The 16,690-nt window shown below is 59.6% G+C and carries 15 protein-coding genes; 6 read left to right on the top strand and 9 right to left on the bottom strand.

From position 1 onward, the window contains the following. Positions 1-83: 83 nt before the first annotated feature. A complete protein-coding gene (locus tag Q1A20_RS01215) occupies positions 84-1,946 on the bottom strand; it encodes an ABC-F family ATP-binding cassette domain-containing protein (protein ID WP_299915586.1) in 1,863 nt (620 codons plus the stop codon). A 229-nt stretch (positions 1,947-2,175) separates the two neighbouring features. Between Q1A20_RS01215 and ndk the strand changes: the two genes are divergently transcribed. Continuing rightward, positions 2,176-2,598 (top strand): nucleoside-diphosphate kinase, encoded by a 423-nt coding sequence (gene ndk / locus Q1A20_RS01210; protein WP_298969731.1) that lies wholly within the window; start codon positions 2,176-2,178, stop codon positions 2,596-2,598. A 54-nt stretch (positions 2,599-2,652) separates the two neighbouring features. Here ndk and Q1A20_RS01205 read toward each other — a convergent pair whose 3' ends face one another. From Q1A20_RS01205 to Q1A20_RS01195, 3 genes are all read right to left on the bottom strand, one after another. Then, positions 2,653-2,982 carry a TfoX/Sxy family protein gene (locus tag Q1A20_RS01205; RefSeq protein WP_299404444.1) on the bottom strand — a complete coding sequence of 110 codons (330 nt, stop codon included), beginning with the start codon at positions 2,980-2,982 and terminating at the stop codon, positions 2,653-2,655. Between the two features lie 263 nt (positions 2,983-3,245). Beyond that, positions 3,246-4,253 carry an aldose epimerase family protein gene (locus tag Q1A20_RS01200; RefSeq protein ID WP_299404447.1) on the bottom strand — a complete coding sequence of 336 codons (1,008 nt, stop codon included), beginning with the start codon at positions 4,251-4,253 and terminating at the stop codon, positions 3,246-3,248. A 15-nt stretch (positions 4,254-4,268) separates the two neighbouring features. Further along, positions 4,269-4,946 carry a hypothetical protein gene (locus Q1A20_RS01195; protein ID WP_299915584.1) on the bottom strand — a complete coding sequence of 226 codons (678 nt, stop codon included), beginning with the start codon at positions 4,944-4,946 and terminating at the stop codon, positions 4,269-4,271. Between the two features lie 244 nt (positions 4,947-5,190). Here Q1A20_RS01195 and Q1A20_RS01190 point away from each other — a divergent pair, with 244 nt between their 5' ends. From Q1A20_RS01190 to choV, 4 genes are all read left to right on the top strand, one after another. Then, positions 5,191-8,424: a chemotaxis protein CheB gene (locus Q1A20_RS01190; protein ID WP_298969727.1), complete on the top strand. Its 3,234-nt coding sequence runs from the start codon at positions 5,191-5,193 to the stop codon at positions 8,422-8,424. Between the two features lie 118 nt (positions 8,425-8,542). Beyond that, the gene (locus Q1A20_RS01185; protein WP_299404454.1) at positions 8,543-9,469 is read left to right on the top strand and encodes a choline ABC transporter substrate-binding protein; all 927 of its coding nucleotides are present in this window, start codon (positions 8,543-8,545) and stop codon (positions 9,467-9,469) included. 64 nt (positions 9,470-9,533) lie between these two features. Further along, entirely contained in the window at positions 9,534-10,367 is an 834-nt protein-coding gene (gene choW / locus Q1A20_RS01180) for a choline ABC transporter permease subunit (RefSeq protein ID WP_298970471.1), read from the top strand. Then, positions 10,364-11,395 (top strand): choline ABC transporter ATP-binding protein, encoded by a 1,032-nt coding sequence (choV, locus tag Q1A20_RS01175; protein ID WP_299404456.1) that lies wholly within the window; start codon positions 10,364-10,366, stop codon positions 11,393-11,395. Before choW ends, choV begins: the two co-directional genes overlap by 4 nt. Positions 11,396-11,404: 9 nt before the next feature. Here the strand turns inward: choV and Q1A20_RS01170 are convergent, their stop codons facing one another. Beyond that, positions 11,405-11,794, bottom strand: a complete 390-nt coding sequence (locus tag Q1A20_RS01170) for a cytochrome c (protein WP_298969724.1) — start codon at positions 11,792-11,794, stop codon at positions 11,405-11,407. Between the two features lie 204 nt (positions 11,795-11,998). Here Q1A20_RS01170 and Q1A20_RS01165 point away from each other — a divergent pair, with 204 nt between their 5' ends. Continuing rightward, positions 11,999-12,490, top strand: coding sequence for a ClbS/DfsB family four-helix bundle protein (locus Q1A20_RS01165; RefSeq protein WP_299404459.1), 492 nt, complete (start codon positions 11,999-12,001; stop codon positions 12,488-12,490). 15 nt (positions 12,491-12,505) lie between these two features. On the opposite strand, the gene Q1A20_RS01160 is transcribed toward Q1A20_RS01165, so the two are convergent. The 4 genes from Q1A20_RS01160 to Q1A20_RS01145 all read right to left on the bottom strand — a co-directional run bounded on the left by Q1A20_RS01160 (position 12,506) and on the right by Q1A20_RS01145 (position 16,642). Next, entirely contained in the window at positions 12,506-13,813 is a 1,308-nt protein-coding gene (locus Q1A20_RS01160) for an HlyC/CorC family transporter (RefSeq protein WP_298969722.1), read from the bottom strand. A 186-nt stretch (positions 13,814-13,999) separates the two neighbouring features. Beyond that, positions 14,000-14,962: a site-specific tyrosine recombinase XerD gene (locus Q1A20_RS01155; protein ID WP_299404462.1), complete on the bottom strand. Its 963-nt coding sequence runs from the start codon at positions 14,960-14,962 to the stop codon at positions 14,000-14,002. Beyond that, positions 14,962-16,503 carry a hypothetical protein gene (locus Q1A20_RS01150; RefSeq protein WP_299404465.1) on the bottom strand — a complete coding sequence of 514 codons (1,542 nt, stop codon included), beginning with the start codon at positions 16,501-16,503 and terminating at the stop codon, positions 14,962-14,964. The genes Q1A20_RS01155 and Q1A20_RS01150 overlap by 1 nt, the downstream gene beginning before the upstream one ends. Next, positions 16,493-16,642: a hypothetical protein gene (locus Q1A20_RS01145; RefSeq protein ID WP_298969719.1), complete on the bottom strand. Its 150-nt coding sequence runs from the start codon at positions 16,640-16,642 to the stop codon at positions 16,493-16,495. The genes Q1A20_RS01150 and Q1A20_RS01145 overlap by 11 nt, the downstream gene beginning before the upstream one ends. Positions 16,643-16,690: the final 48 nt, after the last annotated feature.

Genomic DNA, 16,690 nt, shown 5'->3' with positions numbered 1-16,690 from the left:
GGGGCTTTGCCCGTCGCCATTGTCGCCCAGACCAATGGCGCGACAAGAGCGCCCCCAGGATATTTTGGGCCAGAAGAAAGGGGTCATGGCGCTTCTGCCCGCTCCAGTTTTTCCAGGGCCGTCATCCAGAGGGATTCGGCCCGGTCCAGCGCGTCCATGACTTCGGCATATTTGCGGTTCCAGACTTCAAGCTCTCCGACATTGTTGTCCTCGTAAAGTGCGGGGTCGGCGAGTTTTTTTGCCAGTTTGTCCCGCATCTCATTGAGCTTCGCGACGCGGGCCTCGGATTTGCGGGTTTCTGATTTGAGTGCGAGAATATCCTCGCGGCTGGCGCGTCTAGGTTTGGGCGCGGCCTGTGGCTTTTTGCTGGATTTGCCCATCGGTTTGGCGGGGGTCAGCAGCATCTTGCGGTAAGCTTCGAGATCATCCTCATAGGGGGTGACCGTGCCCTCCGACACAAGCCACAGCCGGTCCGCGACCATCGACAGCAGATGCATGTCGTGGCTGACGAGGATCACGGCACCGGAATAGGCGGTCAGGGCCTCAACCAGCGCCTCGCGGCTTTCGATGTCGAGGTGGTTGGTGGGCTCGTCGAGGATCAGCAGATGCGGCGCGTGCAGCGTGGCCAGCAGCAGCGACAGCCGTGCTTTTTGGCCGCCTGAAAGCCGTCCGACCTCGGTTTCTGCCTGATCCGGGCCGAGACCGAATCCCGCCATCTGCGCGCGCAGTTTCGAATGCAGCACGCCGGGGCGGGCGGAGATCATATGCTGCAGCGGCGTTTCGTTGATGTGGAGTTCCTCCACCTGATGCTGGGCGAAAAACCCGATGCGCAGCTTGTTGGATTGCACCGATTTGCCCGCCATCAGTGTCAGGCGATTGGAGAGCAGCTTCGACAGGGTCGATTTACCCTGACCGTTCTTGCCCAAGAGCGCGATGCGGTCGTCCTGATCAATGCGCAGGTTCAGCCGAGCGAGCACCGGCGTGTCCGTATAGCCCACCGCGCCGCCTTCGATGGAGATGATCGGGGGCGAGAGTTCTTCGGGTTCCGGAAAGGTGAAAACGCGCTTGGCCACCTGTTCGGGGCTCGCGATCATATCCATCTTTTCGATCATCTTGAGGCGGGATTGCGCCTGTTTCGCCTTCGATGCCTTGGCTTTGAAGCGGTCGACAAAGGCCTGCATGTGATCGCGGCGCGCCTGTTGTTTCTTGGCCATGGCGGCCTGCACCGCGCGCTGTTCGGCGCGTTGGCGGGCAAATTGATCGTAGGGCCCCTGATAAAACGTGAGCTTGCGCTCGTCGAGATGCAGGATCGCCCCAACGGCCCGGTTCAGCAGGCCCCGGTCGTGGCTGATGATGATCACCGTATGCGGATAGCGCGCCAGATAGGCTTCGAGCCAAAGGGCGCCCTCGAGGTCAAGATAATTGGTGGGCTCGTCGAGCAGCAACAGGTCCGGTTGGGCAAAAAGCACCGCGGCCAGAGCCACCCGCATGCGCCAGCCGCCGGAGAAATCGGAGCAGGGCATTTGTTGCTCCGCATCATCAAAGCCCAGACCCTTCAGGATCGTCGCGGCGCGGGCCTCCGCAGACCAGGCATCGATATCTGCCAGCCGTGTCTGGATCTCGGAAATGCGGGCGGGGTCGGTGGCGCTCTCGGCCTCGCGCATCAGGGCCGCGCGTTCGGTATCCGCTTCCAGCACCGTGTCGATGAGCGAGGTCGAGGAAGAGGGAACCTCCTGCGCAACACCACCGATCTTGGCCCGGCTGGGCAGGGAAATATTGCCGCCATCCAGACCAAGCTCGCCGCGAATGATCTTGAACAGGGTGGTTTTGCCCGCCCCGTTGCGCCCGACCAGCCCGACCTTGTGACCATCCGGGATCACCGCGCTGGCGCCCTCAAAGAGCGGGCGACCTTCGACGGAATAGTTGATATCTGAAATGCGTAACATGGCCGCTGCACTGAACCACGCCCGCGCCTATGTCAATGCGTGGGATTGATATCTATCTACCCCTCGGGCCCTTATGGGGCGCGACCCGTCTCTGACACACCACATCAGCCGTGAAACCTGCGCCGTGGGGACGATCCGATGCGGCGGGTATGGGCACGCACAAACCGCTTTCCCCTTGCAAACTCCCATGGTAGACGCGCCGCAAATTAACATTTGCAGGAGACCTCTGATGGCCCTTGAGCGCACATTTTCGATCATCAAACCTGATGCGACCCGCCGTAATCTGACAGGCAAAATCAACGCGAAATTCGAAGACGCAGGTCTGCGCATCGTGGCGCAAAAGCGCATCCATATGACCAAGGCGCAAGCAGGGGTTTTTTACGCGGTGCACGCCGAGCGCCCGTTCTATGACGAGCTGTGCGAATTCATGGCATCCGCGCCGGTTGTGGTGCAGGTTCTGGAAGGCGAAGGCGCCATCGCAAAGAACCGCGAAGTTATGGGCGCAACCAACCCTGCAGATGCCGCCGCGGGCACCATTCGCGCAGAGTTTGCCGAAAGCGTTGGCGAGAATTCGGTTCACGGCTCCGATGCACCGGAAACGGCCGCGGTGGAGATCGCGTATTTCTTCTCCGGACTGGAATTGGTCGGCTAAGCTGCGACACCTCAGAAATCCAGGAAAAGGGTCAGCCAGGCGCTGGCCCTTTTTTTATGAAGTCGGGCGCACCCCGATTTGATCCATCATCTGTTCGAAAGCATCGAGACCCTTGTCGAAAGAGGATGATTTGATCGCGTCGAACCGCTGGCGCAGCGCCTTCTTTTCTTCGCCCTTGCAATCGTTCCAGGGACGGTTTTGCAGCGCCATCACCAACACGTAATACCCGATGAAATGCGGTCTGGTGCCGTTTTTCAACAAACGCGCATAGGCAGCATCCGCCCCTAGGGCGCGCAGCTCTTCCGCAGAGTGAATGCCAGCATCCGCGCAGGCAGCCTCAAAGGCGGGCCCGAGATTTCGGATCGAGGAAACAGGTGTTGTCATGCGCCGCAGAATAGGCGGTCGCAGTGGGGATTGTCACCCGGAAATCCCTGTCAAAGACTTGCATAATCCGTGATCGGTGGCGGTGGTGGCGCGGGTGTCTGAGCGCTGCCTTGCGGTTTTGGGGCAGGGTTTGGTTTTGGTGTATCTTTGGTCATCGTTACGGTCCTTTACACATGAAGCGGAGGGGCCGCCTCATGCTCAGGAATGCCAGTGTTTTCTGCCGGGGGCAGGGCGCTGACATGGCCATAAAATGACTTTTGGGCTCAATCTGCAGAAATTCGGTACCGCGTTTCCTGCCGGTATTCTGCGCCCGCCGGGAGCAAAATGGAGGGAAACTGCGGGTGGTTTGGGGCGTCCGGCCAGCCCTGCGGTTCAAGCGCAATGCCCGCAAACGGGGCGATGTTCTGACCGGGTAGGGCGCTGGGGCCGTCGCTTGGCAACCCGCTTCCGTTATAGACCTGAAGGCCGGGTTCGGTGGAGGCGATATGAAGCACAAGCCCGGTTCCCCCTGTCAGGGTTGCGACGTCCCGTGGCGTGTCAGAACGGGCGGTGGTCACGCAAAGGTTTGCATCCAGCGTGCGGTCAACCGGAACCGTTCTTTTCGCCCGAAAGTCATAGGCGGACCCGACGACCGGTGTGATGTGCCCCGTGGGCAAGTTTTGATCATCAACGGGTAAATAGGTATCGGCATGGATCTGCAGCTGGTGATGCGACACATCCGCTTTCTCATCGAGGGTCCAATAGGGATGATGTGCAAGGTTCATCACCGTATCGCAGTCGCTGCTGGCGGTGATCGTCAAGACCAATGTGTTTTCCGCTTCCAACGCATATGTGGCACGAATCCTGCGCGCGCCGGGAAGGCCAATCGCGGCATCGGGCAGCGCGGTCTCTAGCGTCACAGTGTTTGCCGTCTGGTTCGCGATCGTCCAATCCTGCGCATGCAGGCCGTCATCTCCACTGTGCAAACACGTCGTGCCCTCGTTGGAGGGCATCTGGAAGACCTGATTGTCGAGGTCGATCTGACCCCGTGCCACCCGATTGGCCACTGGACCAACAATCGCGCCCGCGTAGAACGCTGCGCTGTCGAAAGCCAGCGGATCCTCGAAGCCAAGGACAAGGCTGCGGGGATGACCACGTAGCCAGAAACCGGCGAGCGTCGCGCCGCGCGTCAGAATATGCGCTTTCAGAGTATCGGACTGCAAAACGATCATCGGCGTCAGGGGCTGGCTTTCCTTAAAGCTGTCGTACCACCCGAAAGACCCGCTGTTCATTTTGCGACCATCTTCCTAAATCTGTGGCAGCGACAGGGGTCGCGATTGATATTCCGGTTCAAGATAAACCTGCGTCGGCTGCGCATGTCCAATACCGGCATTGTAAATGAATCGCTTCAACAATTCGGTCTGGAACTCAAACTCCTGCGCGCGCTCGGAGAAGCCGCTTGGCAAATGATCCTGTGTCTCGACCTGCGCATATTCCATTTCCCGGCACATGTTCAACAGCGGCAGACAGATATCGGCCAGCACATTTGCCGCCAGTTTTTCCGCGTGATTGGAATAGGGCTCCTGGAAACCGATGTCAGGGTGGAACGCATTGTTGAGCGATCCCATAAATTCCTTGAACCTGAAAATCGCATTTCTCATGCCGTCTTTCAGTTCCATGATCAGAACATGAACTCCGGAAAGGACCAGGCCCGGCAGCTCCACCAGAAATTCCGGCAAAGACAGCACATGTGTGCCATCCGGTATCGACGCCATGCATTTGCGAACAGAGTGCGCCAATTTGGCCACGAGGATCTGATCAATGTCACTGGTGTCCTGAAAAGAAACACGGTTCCGAAACCCGCGCCCGAGCACTTCGCAAGACCGCACCGAGATGGTTGCGTTTTCTCGCAGCGTCAGGTTCAGCGTCAGAACACGACCGGATAGATCGGACGACAAGGGTACAACGCTATTTGTGTCAACCATTTCAATAATCCATGCATTAAAGTCTATGGCCCTAACGTGCCCTAAAACTGGCAGTCAAAGGTAAACACACCGTACGGTGCCTGTTGCGTCAGCCAAAGATTATTTTTAAGGAGCGGCGATCTTTTGGTTGAACATTCCGCCAATAACCACGTAGTTTGCAACTGTGGGTTGCTAGATACATGCTATGGTTGGGGCATGGTTTCAAGCCCAACTTTAAATTGACCTGAGGTAGGGGAGCGGGCATTTGGATGGGGCAGACAGCGCAGAGTTGACCATTATTGGTATCGGCTCATCGGCGGGGGGGCTGGAGGCGATCCGCGAATTGGTGGCGACGTTGCCGACCGATCTGCAGGTGGCCTATGTCGTGGTGCAGCACATGTCGCCGCACCACAAGAGCCTGATGACCGAACTGGTTGCCCGGCAAACCCGGCTGGTGGTCCGCGATGTCGTGGACGGCTGCGTGCCCGAACCCAATGTGATCTACGTGACACCGCCAAAGACCGATGTTGTCTATGACAATGGTAAGCTGTGCCTGGTTGATCCCAGCCACGAGGTGGCCTCCCCCAAACCTTCCGTGGACCGGTTTTTGCTGAGCATCGCCGACAAGCATGGCGAAAAATCGATGGCGATCATCCTGTCGGGCACCGGGACCGATGGTGCCTACGGCGTGCAGGCGATCCGTGAGGCAGGTGGCATCACGATTGCACAAGATACGGAAAGTGCGAAATACGACGGGATGCCGATGTCGGCCATGCAGACCGGCTGCGTCGACCTGGTGTTACGACCCTTTGAGATCGGCACGCACCTGCAGAAGATCCTGACGTCGCCGCGGGATTTCGATGCTTTCCGGCAGGAGGCGGCGGAAAAGAGCCCTTCATCAGATCTGTTGCAGATCCTTCTCGCCCGCACCCGCGTCGATTTCCGGGAATACAAGCAAACCACGATCAACCGCCGGATCGAGCGCCGCATGATCGCTCTAGGGATCGACAGCCACGAAGAATACACGCAATTCTGTCGAGTCAATCCAAACGCGGTGGATGCGCTGTTCAAGGATTTGCTGATATCGGTCACCCGGTTTTTCCGCGACAAGAGCGAATTTGAAGCGCTCAAGGAATTGTTGCCGCCGCTGCTGCAGAAAAAGTCCAATACCCCGTTTCGGGTCTGGATTGCTGGCTGTGCGACGGGTGAGGAAGCCTATTCCATTGCCATTCTGCTCAGCGAAGCCCTGGGTGGATCGAAGGTCCAGCTCAAGGACCACGTGCAGATTTTCGCGACAGATATCGACAAGGATGCCCTGGAGGTGGCCCGCAAGGGTGTCTACGGCATGGCGGCCCTCAACGACATTCCCAGAGATTTGTCGGATCGGTACTTCATCCAGCAGAACGATGGCATCCGCGTCATCGATTCCCTGCGCTCGGCCATTCTGTTTTCCGATCACAACGTCTGTCAGGATCCACCGTTCCAAAAGGTCGATCTGCTGTGCTGCCGTAACCTGTTGATTTATTTTGGCAACGCGCTGCAGCACAAGGTGATGTCGCGGTTCCACTACGCGCTGACCGAAAGCTCTTTGATGTTCTTGGGCACGGCTGAAACTGTTGCGGGGTCCGACGAGCTGTTCATTCAGGACAGCCAGTCTGCGCATATCTACCGCCGCAGGTCCATTCGCCGCTCCGAACAGACGCCTTTTGCAAATACACGGAATGTTCCGCAGTCGCGCCGCATTCCGCCACCGACGCAGGCGGCGCAACCGGGCGATTCCACCGACCGCCAGATGTTCGAGGCCTTGGCGCTGGCGCTGGGCAAGAATTCGGTGCTGGTGACCGATGAGTATTCGATTGTGCGGATCTATGGGAATGTCAGCTCGTTTATTGAAATGAGCGAAGCCAGCAATCTGAAAATGCACATCGATCTGCTGCGCCGACCCTTCCGCGAAGAAGCGCGCAGTCTGGTGACCCTCGCGCTGAAAAACGGCGAGCATCGCTCGGGCGTCCGGCACTTGCTGGCGGATGACGATGATGCCGAAATCCGTCTCGATGTCTTTCCGATCATTGCCCGCGATCTGAACGAACGCGCCGCGCTGGTGGTTTTCAGCGAAGTGAAGGTGGATCGCGCCAAAGGGCTGGAGCCGACAAACAAGAGCGGCGACGAAACCTTTGAAAGCGACCGTATCCGGTTGCTGGAGGACGAGGTCGCAACGACGCGGGAAGCGCTGCAGCAGACCATCGAAGAGTTGGAAACCTCCAACGAAGAACTGCAATCGCTCAACGAGGAACTGCAGTCCACCAATGAGGAGTTGCAGGCCACCAACGAAGAGTTGGAAACCTCGAATGAGGAGCTGCAATCCACCAACGAGGAGCTGATCACCGTCAATGAAGAACTGCAGGTCACCGCAGCAGAACTCAGCGGGCGCACCGGCGAGCTGATGTCGGTGTTGGAGACCGCGCCGCTGGCGATCATGGTTCTGGATACGGCGCTGCAAATCTCGCAGGCCACCAATGCCGCTGCTGAAATGTTCGGCCTGTCGCGTCCGGTGTCGAACCCGCATGTCAGCCAGTGCATCCTGCCTGAAAACTGCCCGTCGCTTGCGCCGATCTGCAATGAAACCCTCAAACTCGGCGAGCCGATCTCGCGTGAATTCACCTCCAAGGGTGGGCGTTACAAGCTCACCTGTTCGCCTTTCTTTGACATGCGCGGCCAGATGAAGGGCTCGACGATGGTCGTGTCTGAGTTCCCCGGTCTGGCGCAGGAACTCGACCTGATCCTCGATCACGCCGAGATCTTCATGCTGAACCGCTCCACCGACGGGACGGTCCTGCGGATCAGCCAGAAATCGGCCAATATTCTGGGCACGACCCGACAGGAAGCGGAAGGCAAGAACTTCTTCAAATTGGCAAATAAGGCAACGGCCGATGCCGTGAAAGCACGCGACAATGAGCTGATGAACAGCACCACGGGGCGCGTGCACCACATCAATGCCGTTTCTGCGCGCGATACCGGCGAAAAATACTGGATGAGTACCGAGAACTTCATTTTCGCGGACCCCTCGCAGAGCACCTCCTCGATCTACTCCGTCGGCACGGATATTACCGGCATCATAGATGCAAGGGACAAAGCCGAAGACGCGCTGGAACAGCTCACGCTTTTGCAGGACCTCGCGCAGGTCGGGTACTGGGCGGTAAATCTCAAAGACAATTCGGTGCATTGGTCCTCGGAGGTCTATCGCATTCACGGGTTGGACCCGAATGGACCGCCACCTGATCTGCAAGCGGGATTGGGCTACTACCATCCCGATGACCGCGCGAAGGTCGAAAAGCTGGTCAACAAGGTTGCGAAGAAGGGTGGGGATTTCCAGTTCCGGCACCGGATCGTCACCAAGGACGGCGAGACCGTGGAGGTCGAATCCTTCGGGATGGCGCGGGCGGATGAAACCGGTGAGATCAAGCGGATCATCGGCGTCTTTCGCCAGGCACCCGACTGAAAACCCATCCTCTCTCAGGCGGATCAAAGCCCGGACCAATCGAACGGTCCGGGCTTTCGCCTTGACCCTATGATGCAACCTGCGCATTTATGGGCAAAAATCAGATGGGAGATATTTCATGACACTCAAGACAACCGCAAGCACGCTTGCCTTTATCGCCGTTGCGGGCGTGGCCGGTGCCGAATGCACAGAAGTCACCTTCTCCGACGTGGGTTGGACGGACATCACCGCGACCACCGCCGCGACCACCGTGGTTCTGGATGCTTTGGGGTATGAGACAGATATCAAGGTGCTGTCGGTGCCGGTGACCTACACCTCGATGGCGCAGGGAGATGTCGACGTATTCCTGGGCAACTGGATGCCGACCATGGAAGCGGACATCGCACCCTACCGTGAAGCGGGCACCGTCGACACCGTGCGGGAAAACCTCGAAGGCGCGAAATATACCCTCGCCGTGAACCAGGCAGCGCTGGACCTTGGCATCAAGGATTTCGCTGACATCGCCAAACACGCGGACGCGCTGGACGAACAGATCTATGGCATCGAGCCCGGCAACGATGGCAACCGCCTGATCCAGTCGATGATCGACGCCGACGCCTTTGGTCTCAGCGGTTTTGAAGTCAAGGAAAGCTCCGAACAGGGCATGCTGGCGCAGGTGGAACGCCTGTCCAAGAAAGACGAACCCATCGTGTTTCTCGGCTGGGAACCACATCCGATGAATGCCAATTTCGAGATGGGCTATCTGACCGGGGGTGATGAATTCTTTGGCCCGGATTTTGGCGGCGCGACGGTCTATACAAACACCCGTTCTGGCTATAGCGCCGAATGCCCGAACGTCGGCAAGCTGCTGGGCAATCTGAAATTCACGCTGGCGATGGAAAACGAGATCATGGGGGCCATCCTGAATGACGGGACCGAGCCTTCGGACGCCGCCAAGGCGTGGCTGACGGCAAACCCTGATGCCTTCATGGCGTGGCTCGATGGCGTAACCACCGTTGACGGTGGCGACAGCGTCGCGGCTGTGAAATCCGCGCTGGGTCTGTAATTATCTGACCCCGCCTGCACCTGCGGGCGGGGTTAACATCAAACTGAGGTAGGGGTAGGTTTTGCTGGACTGGCTGACTGAAACGAAGATACCTGTCGGCAAAACTGCAGCGGCGTTCTTTGACTGGCTTCAGACCAATGGCGAGTGGTTCTTTGACGGGCTCGCCGTTGCGATGGAGGCAATGATCGATGCGATCCTCTGGGTGCTGCAGACGCCGCATCCTTTTGTGATCATCCTCGCTTTTGTGGCGCTTACCTGGGCGCTGCAACGCAGCTGGAAAATCTGCCTTTTTGTCGCTCTGGGTTTTCTGTTCATCCTCAACCAGGACTATTGGGAGGAGATGACGGAGAGCATCACGCTGGTGCTGTCGGCCTGCGTGGTCTGTATGGCCATCGGTGTGCCCATCGGCATCGCCGCCGCACACCGTCCGCGGCTGTTTCAGGCGATGCGCCCGGTGCTCGATCTGATGCAGACGCTACCGACCTTCGTCTATCTCATTCCGGCCATTGTGTTTTTTGGCATTGGCATGGTGCCGGGCCTGATCGCCACGGTGATTTTTGTGGTGCCAGCGCCCATTCGTCTGACCCATCTGGGCATCAGCACAACGCCGAAACCCCTGCTCGAAGCCGCAGATGCCTTCGGTGCCACCCCACTGCAGAAACTGTGGAAGGTCGAGCTGCCCTATGCCTTGCCGCAGATCATGGCGGGGCTGAACCAGACGATCATGCTGTCGCTCTCGATGGTGGTGATCGCCGCACTTGTGGGTGCGGATGGATTGGGTGTGCCGGTGGTGCGCGCGCTCAATCAGGTGAACACCGCCCTTGGGTTTGAGAGCGGCTTCATCATCGTCGTTGTCGCCATCATGCTGGACCGGATGCTGCGGGTGGATCGCAAATGACAAATGCCGTTGAGTTTGACAATGTCTCCATCGTCTTTGGTGACGCACCTGCATCCGCGCTGCCGGGGATGGATGCGCTGAAATCCCGGGCGGAGGTGCAGCAGGAAACCAGTCAGGTGCTTGGCGTGCACAATTGTTCGCTGGACGTGCCAGCCGGTGAAATCCTGGTGCTCATGGGGCTTTCCGGCTCAGGGAAATCCACCTTGTTGCGGGCGGTGAACGGGCTCAATCCGGTGGTGCGCGGGGCCGTACGCGTGTTCGATGCGGATTGGTCCTGTGACGTCACCCATAGTTCTGCCAATGACCTGCGCCGGGTGCGGCGCGAATGCGTTTCTATGGTGTTTCAGCAATTTGGCCTGCTGCCCTGGCGCACGGTGCGCGAAAACGTGGCCCTGGGGCTGGAACTGGCGGATGTGCCCAAGAAAGACCGCTATGTGCGGGCAGACCGGCAGCTTGAACTGGTGGGATTGTCCGATTGGGCGGAGCGCAAGGTCGGCGAGCTTTCGGGCGGCATGCAGCAGCGGGTCGGTCTGGCCCGGGCCTTTGCCACGGACGCGCCGATTCTGCTGATGGATGAGCCGTTCTCGGCGCTGGATCCGTTGATCCGCACGCGGCTTCAGGACGAGTTGCTCGATCTGCAGCGCGATCTCAAACGCACGATCATCTTTGTCAGCCACGATCTGGATGAAGCCTTCAAGCTCGGTGATCGCATCGCCATCATGGAAGGCGGGCGCATCGTGCAATGCGGCACCCCGCAGGAGATTTTCTCCAACCCGGTGAACGACTATGTGGCGGACTTCGTCGCACATATGAATCCGCTTGGCGTGCTGAACGCCAGCGATGTGATGGAACCGGCCCAAGCTGCGCCGGATCACGCGGTGCCAGCGGATATGAACGTCGAAACCGTGATGCGGAAGCTATTGGAAACCGATGGCCCATTGGGGGTCGAAGAGAATGGCGACCTGGTGGGACAGGTCACCAAACGCGGTGTGATCGCGCGCATTCTCGACCCGCGCGAGACACCTTAACCGCTAGATCTATTCCTGAATGGTCTTGAGCCAGGCCACCAGGTCGGCCACCGGTTTGCTGGTCATGATCGGCTGACCATCGTTGGCGGCGATGGCGACGCCCTGACCTTCGAAAAACCAGCCATAGACGGGCATGTCGCTGCCGTGGCTCACCAGCGGATCACGCCCATCGATCCGCTTGACGACCCGGAACACCGGAAACGCCCCATCGGCTTTCTGTGACAGCAGTGTCAGGTTCGCGGGCTGCACCAGCAGCACCGGTGACATCGGGCCGTTCCCCTTGGCCTCCACGCCGTGGCACGCGGCACAATGCAGGTTATAGAGCTTCTCGCCATCCTCCAGGTTCTGGGCGCCCGCGGCACTGGCCAAACAAAACAACAGGGCGGAAAGAAAACGCATGTCCATCTCCTAATGGTTTATGATCGCTAACTTATCCGACGGGCGGCGCGACACGCGTTGACCTGTATCAATTGCGGCGTCGAATTTCACAACGGGCCAGCGGCGGCTTTCGGGTTCGCGACCGGAATGCCCAGGCCCGCGTTGACAAGGATCAATGCCGCTGCCGCAAAACACGGTCAATCTGGGCCGGAAAGGCGGGGGCACATGGCGGCGGCAAACAAATCCGAATTGATCGACATATTGCAAAAGGAATACGCAAAGCTGGACAGGCTGATCATGCCCATCCCGACGGAGCAGGCCATGATGAAGGATGAGGCGGAAACCTCGATCAAGGATGTGGTTGCGCACCGCGCCCATTGGATCACGCTTTTTCTAGGCTGGTATGCGGACGGGCAGGCGGGCAAAACGGTTCATTTCCCAGCCGAAGGGTACAAGTGGAACGAGCTGAAGCGGTACAACGCCGATCTGCGCGCGGCGCAAAAGGACGTGGATTGGGCGGCGGCGCAAGCGCTTCTGAAACAGGAATACGCCGCACTCCTGGCCTTCGTGCAAACCTGTTCCAATGAGGACCTCTATGGCGGCCCGATGCAGGGCGCGAACAACCACTGGACACCCGGCCGTTGGGCCGAGGCGGCAGGGCCGAGCCATTTCAGATCCGCGGCCAAATACATTCGGGCGCGGTTACGATCACTCTAGGCGCGACACCTCACGTCAGAGCGGTCGGATTTTTAACTCGGTGATCCTGTTGCCATCCCGCGCGGTGACCTCGAACCGGAAGCCGTGAAAGGAAAACACCTGTCCCGATGTCGGGATCATCTGCGCCTCATGGATCACCAGCCCAGCGACAGTATTGGCCTCGTCATCCGGCAGGTTCCAATCGGTCGCGCGGTTCAAATCCCGGATCGTCATGGCGCCGTCGACGACAAATTGACCGTCCTCGCCGCTGGTCACCGTTTGATCATCACCTTCGTCAAACTCATCGGTGATCTCGCCGACGATCTCCTCCAGAATATCTTCCAGCGTGATCAGACCCTGCAGCGAGCCATATTCATCCACCACCAGGGCAAAATGGGTATGCCGGCGCAGGAACTGGCGCATCTGCTCCGCCAGCGTCGAGGTTTCCGGCACGAAATAGGGCTCCATGGCGACATCGAGGATTTTGAAGTCGCGCAATTGGGCTGCGTCGCCTTCGGGGCCGCCGATGGTCTTGTACATCGCCCGCAGCAGATCCTTGGCGTGGATCACGCCGATGATGTTCTCCGGATCGTCCTGATAGACCGGCAGGCGGGTGTGGTTCGAGGTCAGGCACTGTTCCAGAATTTCCTGCGGGCTGTCTTCGCCGTTGATCATCTCAATGCCGGAGCGATGCAGCATGATCTCTTCCACTGTGCGGTCGTTGAGGTCCAGCGCACCCAGGATACGGTCGCGGTCTTCCTTCTCCACCACCCCTTCGGAGTGGCCCAGTTGCAGCGCCCCGGCGATCTCCTCGCGCACGGCCAGAATATTGCTGTCAGGGTCGATGGTCACGCCGAACACCCGCAAGACACCGCGCACAAAGAGGCGCACCGCCGCCACGATCGGTGAAAACACCGTTACCACCAGCGAAATTGGCCGAGAGACAAGGGCGGCTGCGGTCTCGGAATTGGTGATCGCGTAGGTCTTGGGCAGCACCTCCGCAAAGATCAGCACCAGCAGGGTCATCACCAACGTGGCCAGCGCCACACCGCTTTCCCCGAAGGCGCGGGTAAAGATGGCCGTGGCCAGCGAGGCGGCCAGAATGTTGACCAGATTGTTGCCCAGCAGCACCGACCCGATCAGCCGTTCATTGTCCTCGGTGATCTTCAATGCGCGTTCCGCCCCGCGCGAACCTTTATCGGCCTGTGCGCGCAGCTTGCCCCGGGACGCGGCGGTCAGGGCAGTCTCGGACCCGGAGAAAAACCCTGACAGCACAAGCAGAAAGAGGATCACACCTGATGTGAGCCAGAATGCGCTATCAAGCGTTGCCGTCGCCGTTTCCATTTGGAATTCACCCTTTGAATGTGGATGGTACGGTTATGGGCACGGCGCTTGCGTCAATCAAGAGAGCTGCGGCAAATGCACCACGTTCCGGGTGCAATCAAAGCTGTAGTGTTGCTGTTTGGTGAACCATCCCCCGCACCAGGGGCTGGCAACGGTATTACCGGTAAACCCGTTGCTGAACGCGCGTCAGTCCGAGGAGACCTTGTCGCCGTTTTTCCGCGGCGCGTCATTGGCTAAAGGGTGATGGGTGAGCACCAGTTCCGACAGGCGCGCCTCCAGCACATGGGTGTAGATCTCCGTCGTTGCGACATCCGCGTGGCCCAGCAACGTCTGGATCGAGCGCAAATCGGCCCCATTGGCCAACAGATGGGTGGCAAAGGCGTGACGCAACGTATGCGGCGTCACTTTGTCCGGGGAAACACCCGCCGTTACGGCGAATTCCTTGATCAGCAGATAAAACCGATGGCGCGTCAGGTGTCCGGCCGCGGAATGCGACACAAAGAGGTACTTTGACGCAGGCTTGCCAGCGACGCGACGATCATCCTCCATCCTGTCGCGCAACTCGATCCACTCTGCCAATGCTTCGCGGGCGGGGGGCGAGAGCGGCACCATACGTTCCTTGCCGCCTTTGCCGCGGATCAGCAGCATGCGGGGGTCGCCCCGTGCCGCACTGACCGGCAGGCTGACCAGTTCCGACACCCGCATGCCCGTCGCATAGAGCAATTCCATCAGGCAGGTGTTGCGCTTCCGGTCCCGTTCCGACCGGCCAGACGCGCGGGCAGCTTCCAGCAACCGGTCCACCTCCGCCTCGGAGAGGGTTTTGGGCAGGCGTTTGTCCCGCCCGGGGCCCGCAATCTGGATTGCCGGGTTTTCTTCGCGCCAGCCTTCCTCAAAGGCGAAGCGAAAGAGCTGCTTGATTGCCGACAACCGGCGCGCCCGCGTGGCTTTTGACAAGCCCTGGGCGTCGCAGCTCACCAGGTAGTTCTCCACATCCGCTTTGACGACCTTGTCAAAGCCAATGTCGCTGTGCGCCAGCCAGCTTTCAAAATCCTGCAAGTCGCGGCCATAGGCCAGCAGGGTATTGCGGGCAGCCCCAAGTTCGGCTGCCTGCGCTTCGAGAAACGCGGAAATCCAGTGCCGTTGTGCCATTACCCGAACCTTTCCAACAGAAGGATCTGCAAACTTGCGCGCCGCATCGTATCTTCGAACCCCAGCGCGCGCAGGGTGCCGAGGGCCTCGGTGAGTGCGCCGGGATCTCCCGCCGCACCGTCTTCCAGCAGAACCAGCGCGCGCAGAATGACCTCGCCCAGCCTCCCGGTGCGCGCCATGGTCATCAGCTCGCGGCTCTCGGCACCGGGCTTGAAGCTGTCGATGACAGCGCTGGTGACAAGATCATTCGATGTCATGCCGGAAGGATCGCCTGCCGCCACCGCCCGCAACAGGCTGTTATCGGATCGCTCTGCGGCTGCAGCGTAGTCCGGCGAGAGATAGGCCATGGTCTCGGCGATGTCCGCTGCGCGCCCGGACAGATCAAGGTTTGACAGACGATCATTGAAGAGACCGGCAAAGGCTGTTTCCAGTTCGGCCTGCTGCATGGCCTGCCAGGCCCTTGGCAGCGTCTTTGACACCGCATCAGCAGACCGGGCACCAAGCCCGGTATCGAACTGTTGCACCGCCTCGACCCTGTCCCAGATGCTGCCGGAGGCCGCAGGCGCACGTTCGGTGTAGAGCCCGAGCAGGCGATTGTCAGGCAGGGCACCAGTTTGCGCTAACCGCTCTGCGGCTTCCAACTGCGCTTTCCAGCCCGCCAGATCCCGCAGATCGGCAACCGCGTAGGCACGCGGCAGCAGCCGGGTGGGCAGCGGTTCACCAATCGCTTCATGCAGCCGAAACAGCAGGGGCGTGATGTCACGTGGCGGGCGCAGCGGCGGTGCGCCGTCAAAGAGTTCCGGATGCAGAAACCGGTCAAGCAATTCCTGATCTGCGCGCGACATCATCGACAGGGCGCGGGCGGTATCAAATAGCAACGCCGCGGTGGCCCAGTCCCCCTTGCGGGCGGCGCAATAGATGCGATGGCCGATGCTGGGCGACAGATGCAATTGGGCGGCCAGAATATTGCAGGCAGGCCACTCCTGCGCGGTGAGCAACGCCAGATCCATATAGGCGGCAAAGTGCTCCTTGTCGCGTGTCACATCCGCCTGCTCGATCAGCGCCAGCGCCGGGTCGAGCGCGCCGAACCGTTGCAAGGCTTCGACCCGCGCGAGGGTGAAAACATCCTCTTCCCGCGCGTCCCGTCCCGGGCCTTGCGCCTCGGTCAGCAGGGCGGTGAACAAAAGCGCCTGCGCGGCAGGCAGGCGAAAATCCGGAAGCCCGGTGAGCGTGGTGCTGAGCCCCTCGGGGTCGCTTTTGCGCCACAGATCCTGCGGCAGGCCGGTGACGCTGGCCGGGACCAGCCCGATGATGCGGATCGCCTCGTCTTCAAGCGGCTGCACAGCAACCGTCGGGACGGTCCCCGAATGGGCAACCGGCGGTTCGGCGTTGGGCATGGCAACAGAGGTCATCGCGGGCTGATCGGGGTTTTGCTGCACCCAATCGATCACCGACAATGGCTGATCTTGCGCTGCGAGCTTTGCCCCCAAGCCACCGCACAGCACCAGAACCGTCAGAGATATGTGCGGGTTAATTGGCATCCAGCGTCACAGGTACGCGGACTTCTTCCTGGGGCGCCGAGAAATCAGCGCCGAAATAGGGGCCTACATAGGCGTAGCCTACGAGCCCGATCAGACCGAGTACGATGAGGTAGACCAGAAGTTTAAAGACGCGCGACATTGTTGATACTGCCTTGATTGCCTGCCGATTTTTCCAAACTTATATATG

Source organism: uncultured Roseobacter sp. (assembly GCF_947501835.1).
Classification (GTDB): Bacteria; Pseudomonadota; Alphaproteobacteria; order Rhodobacterales; family Rhodobacteraceae; genus Roseobacter.
This window is presented reverse-complemented; position numbering and strand designations above follow the sequence as displayed.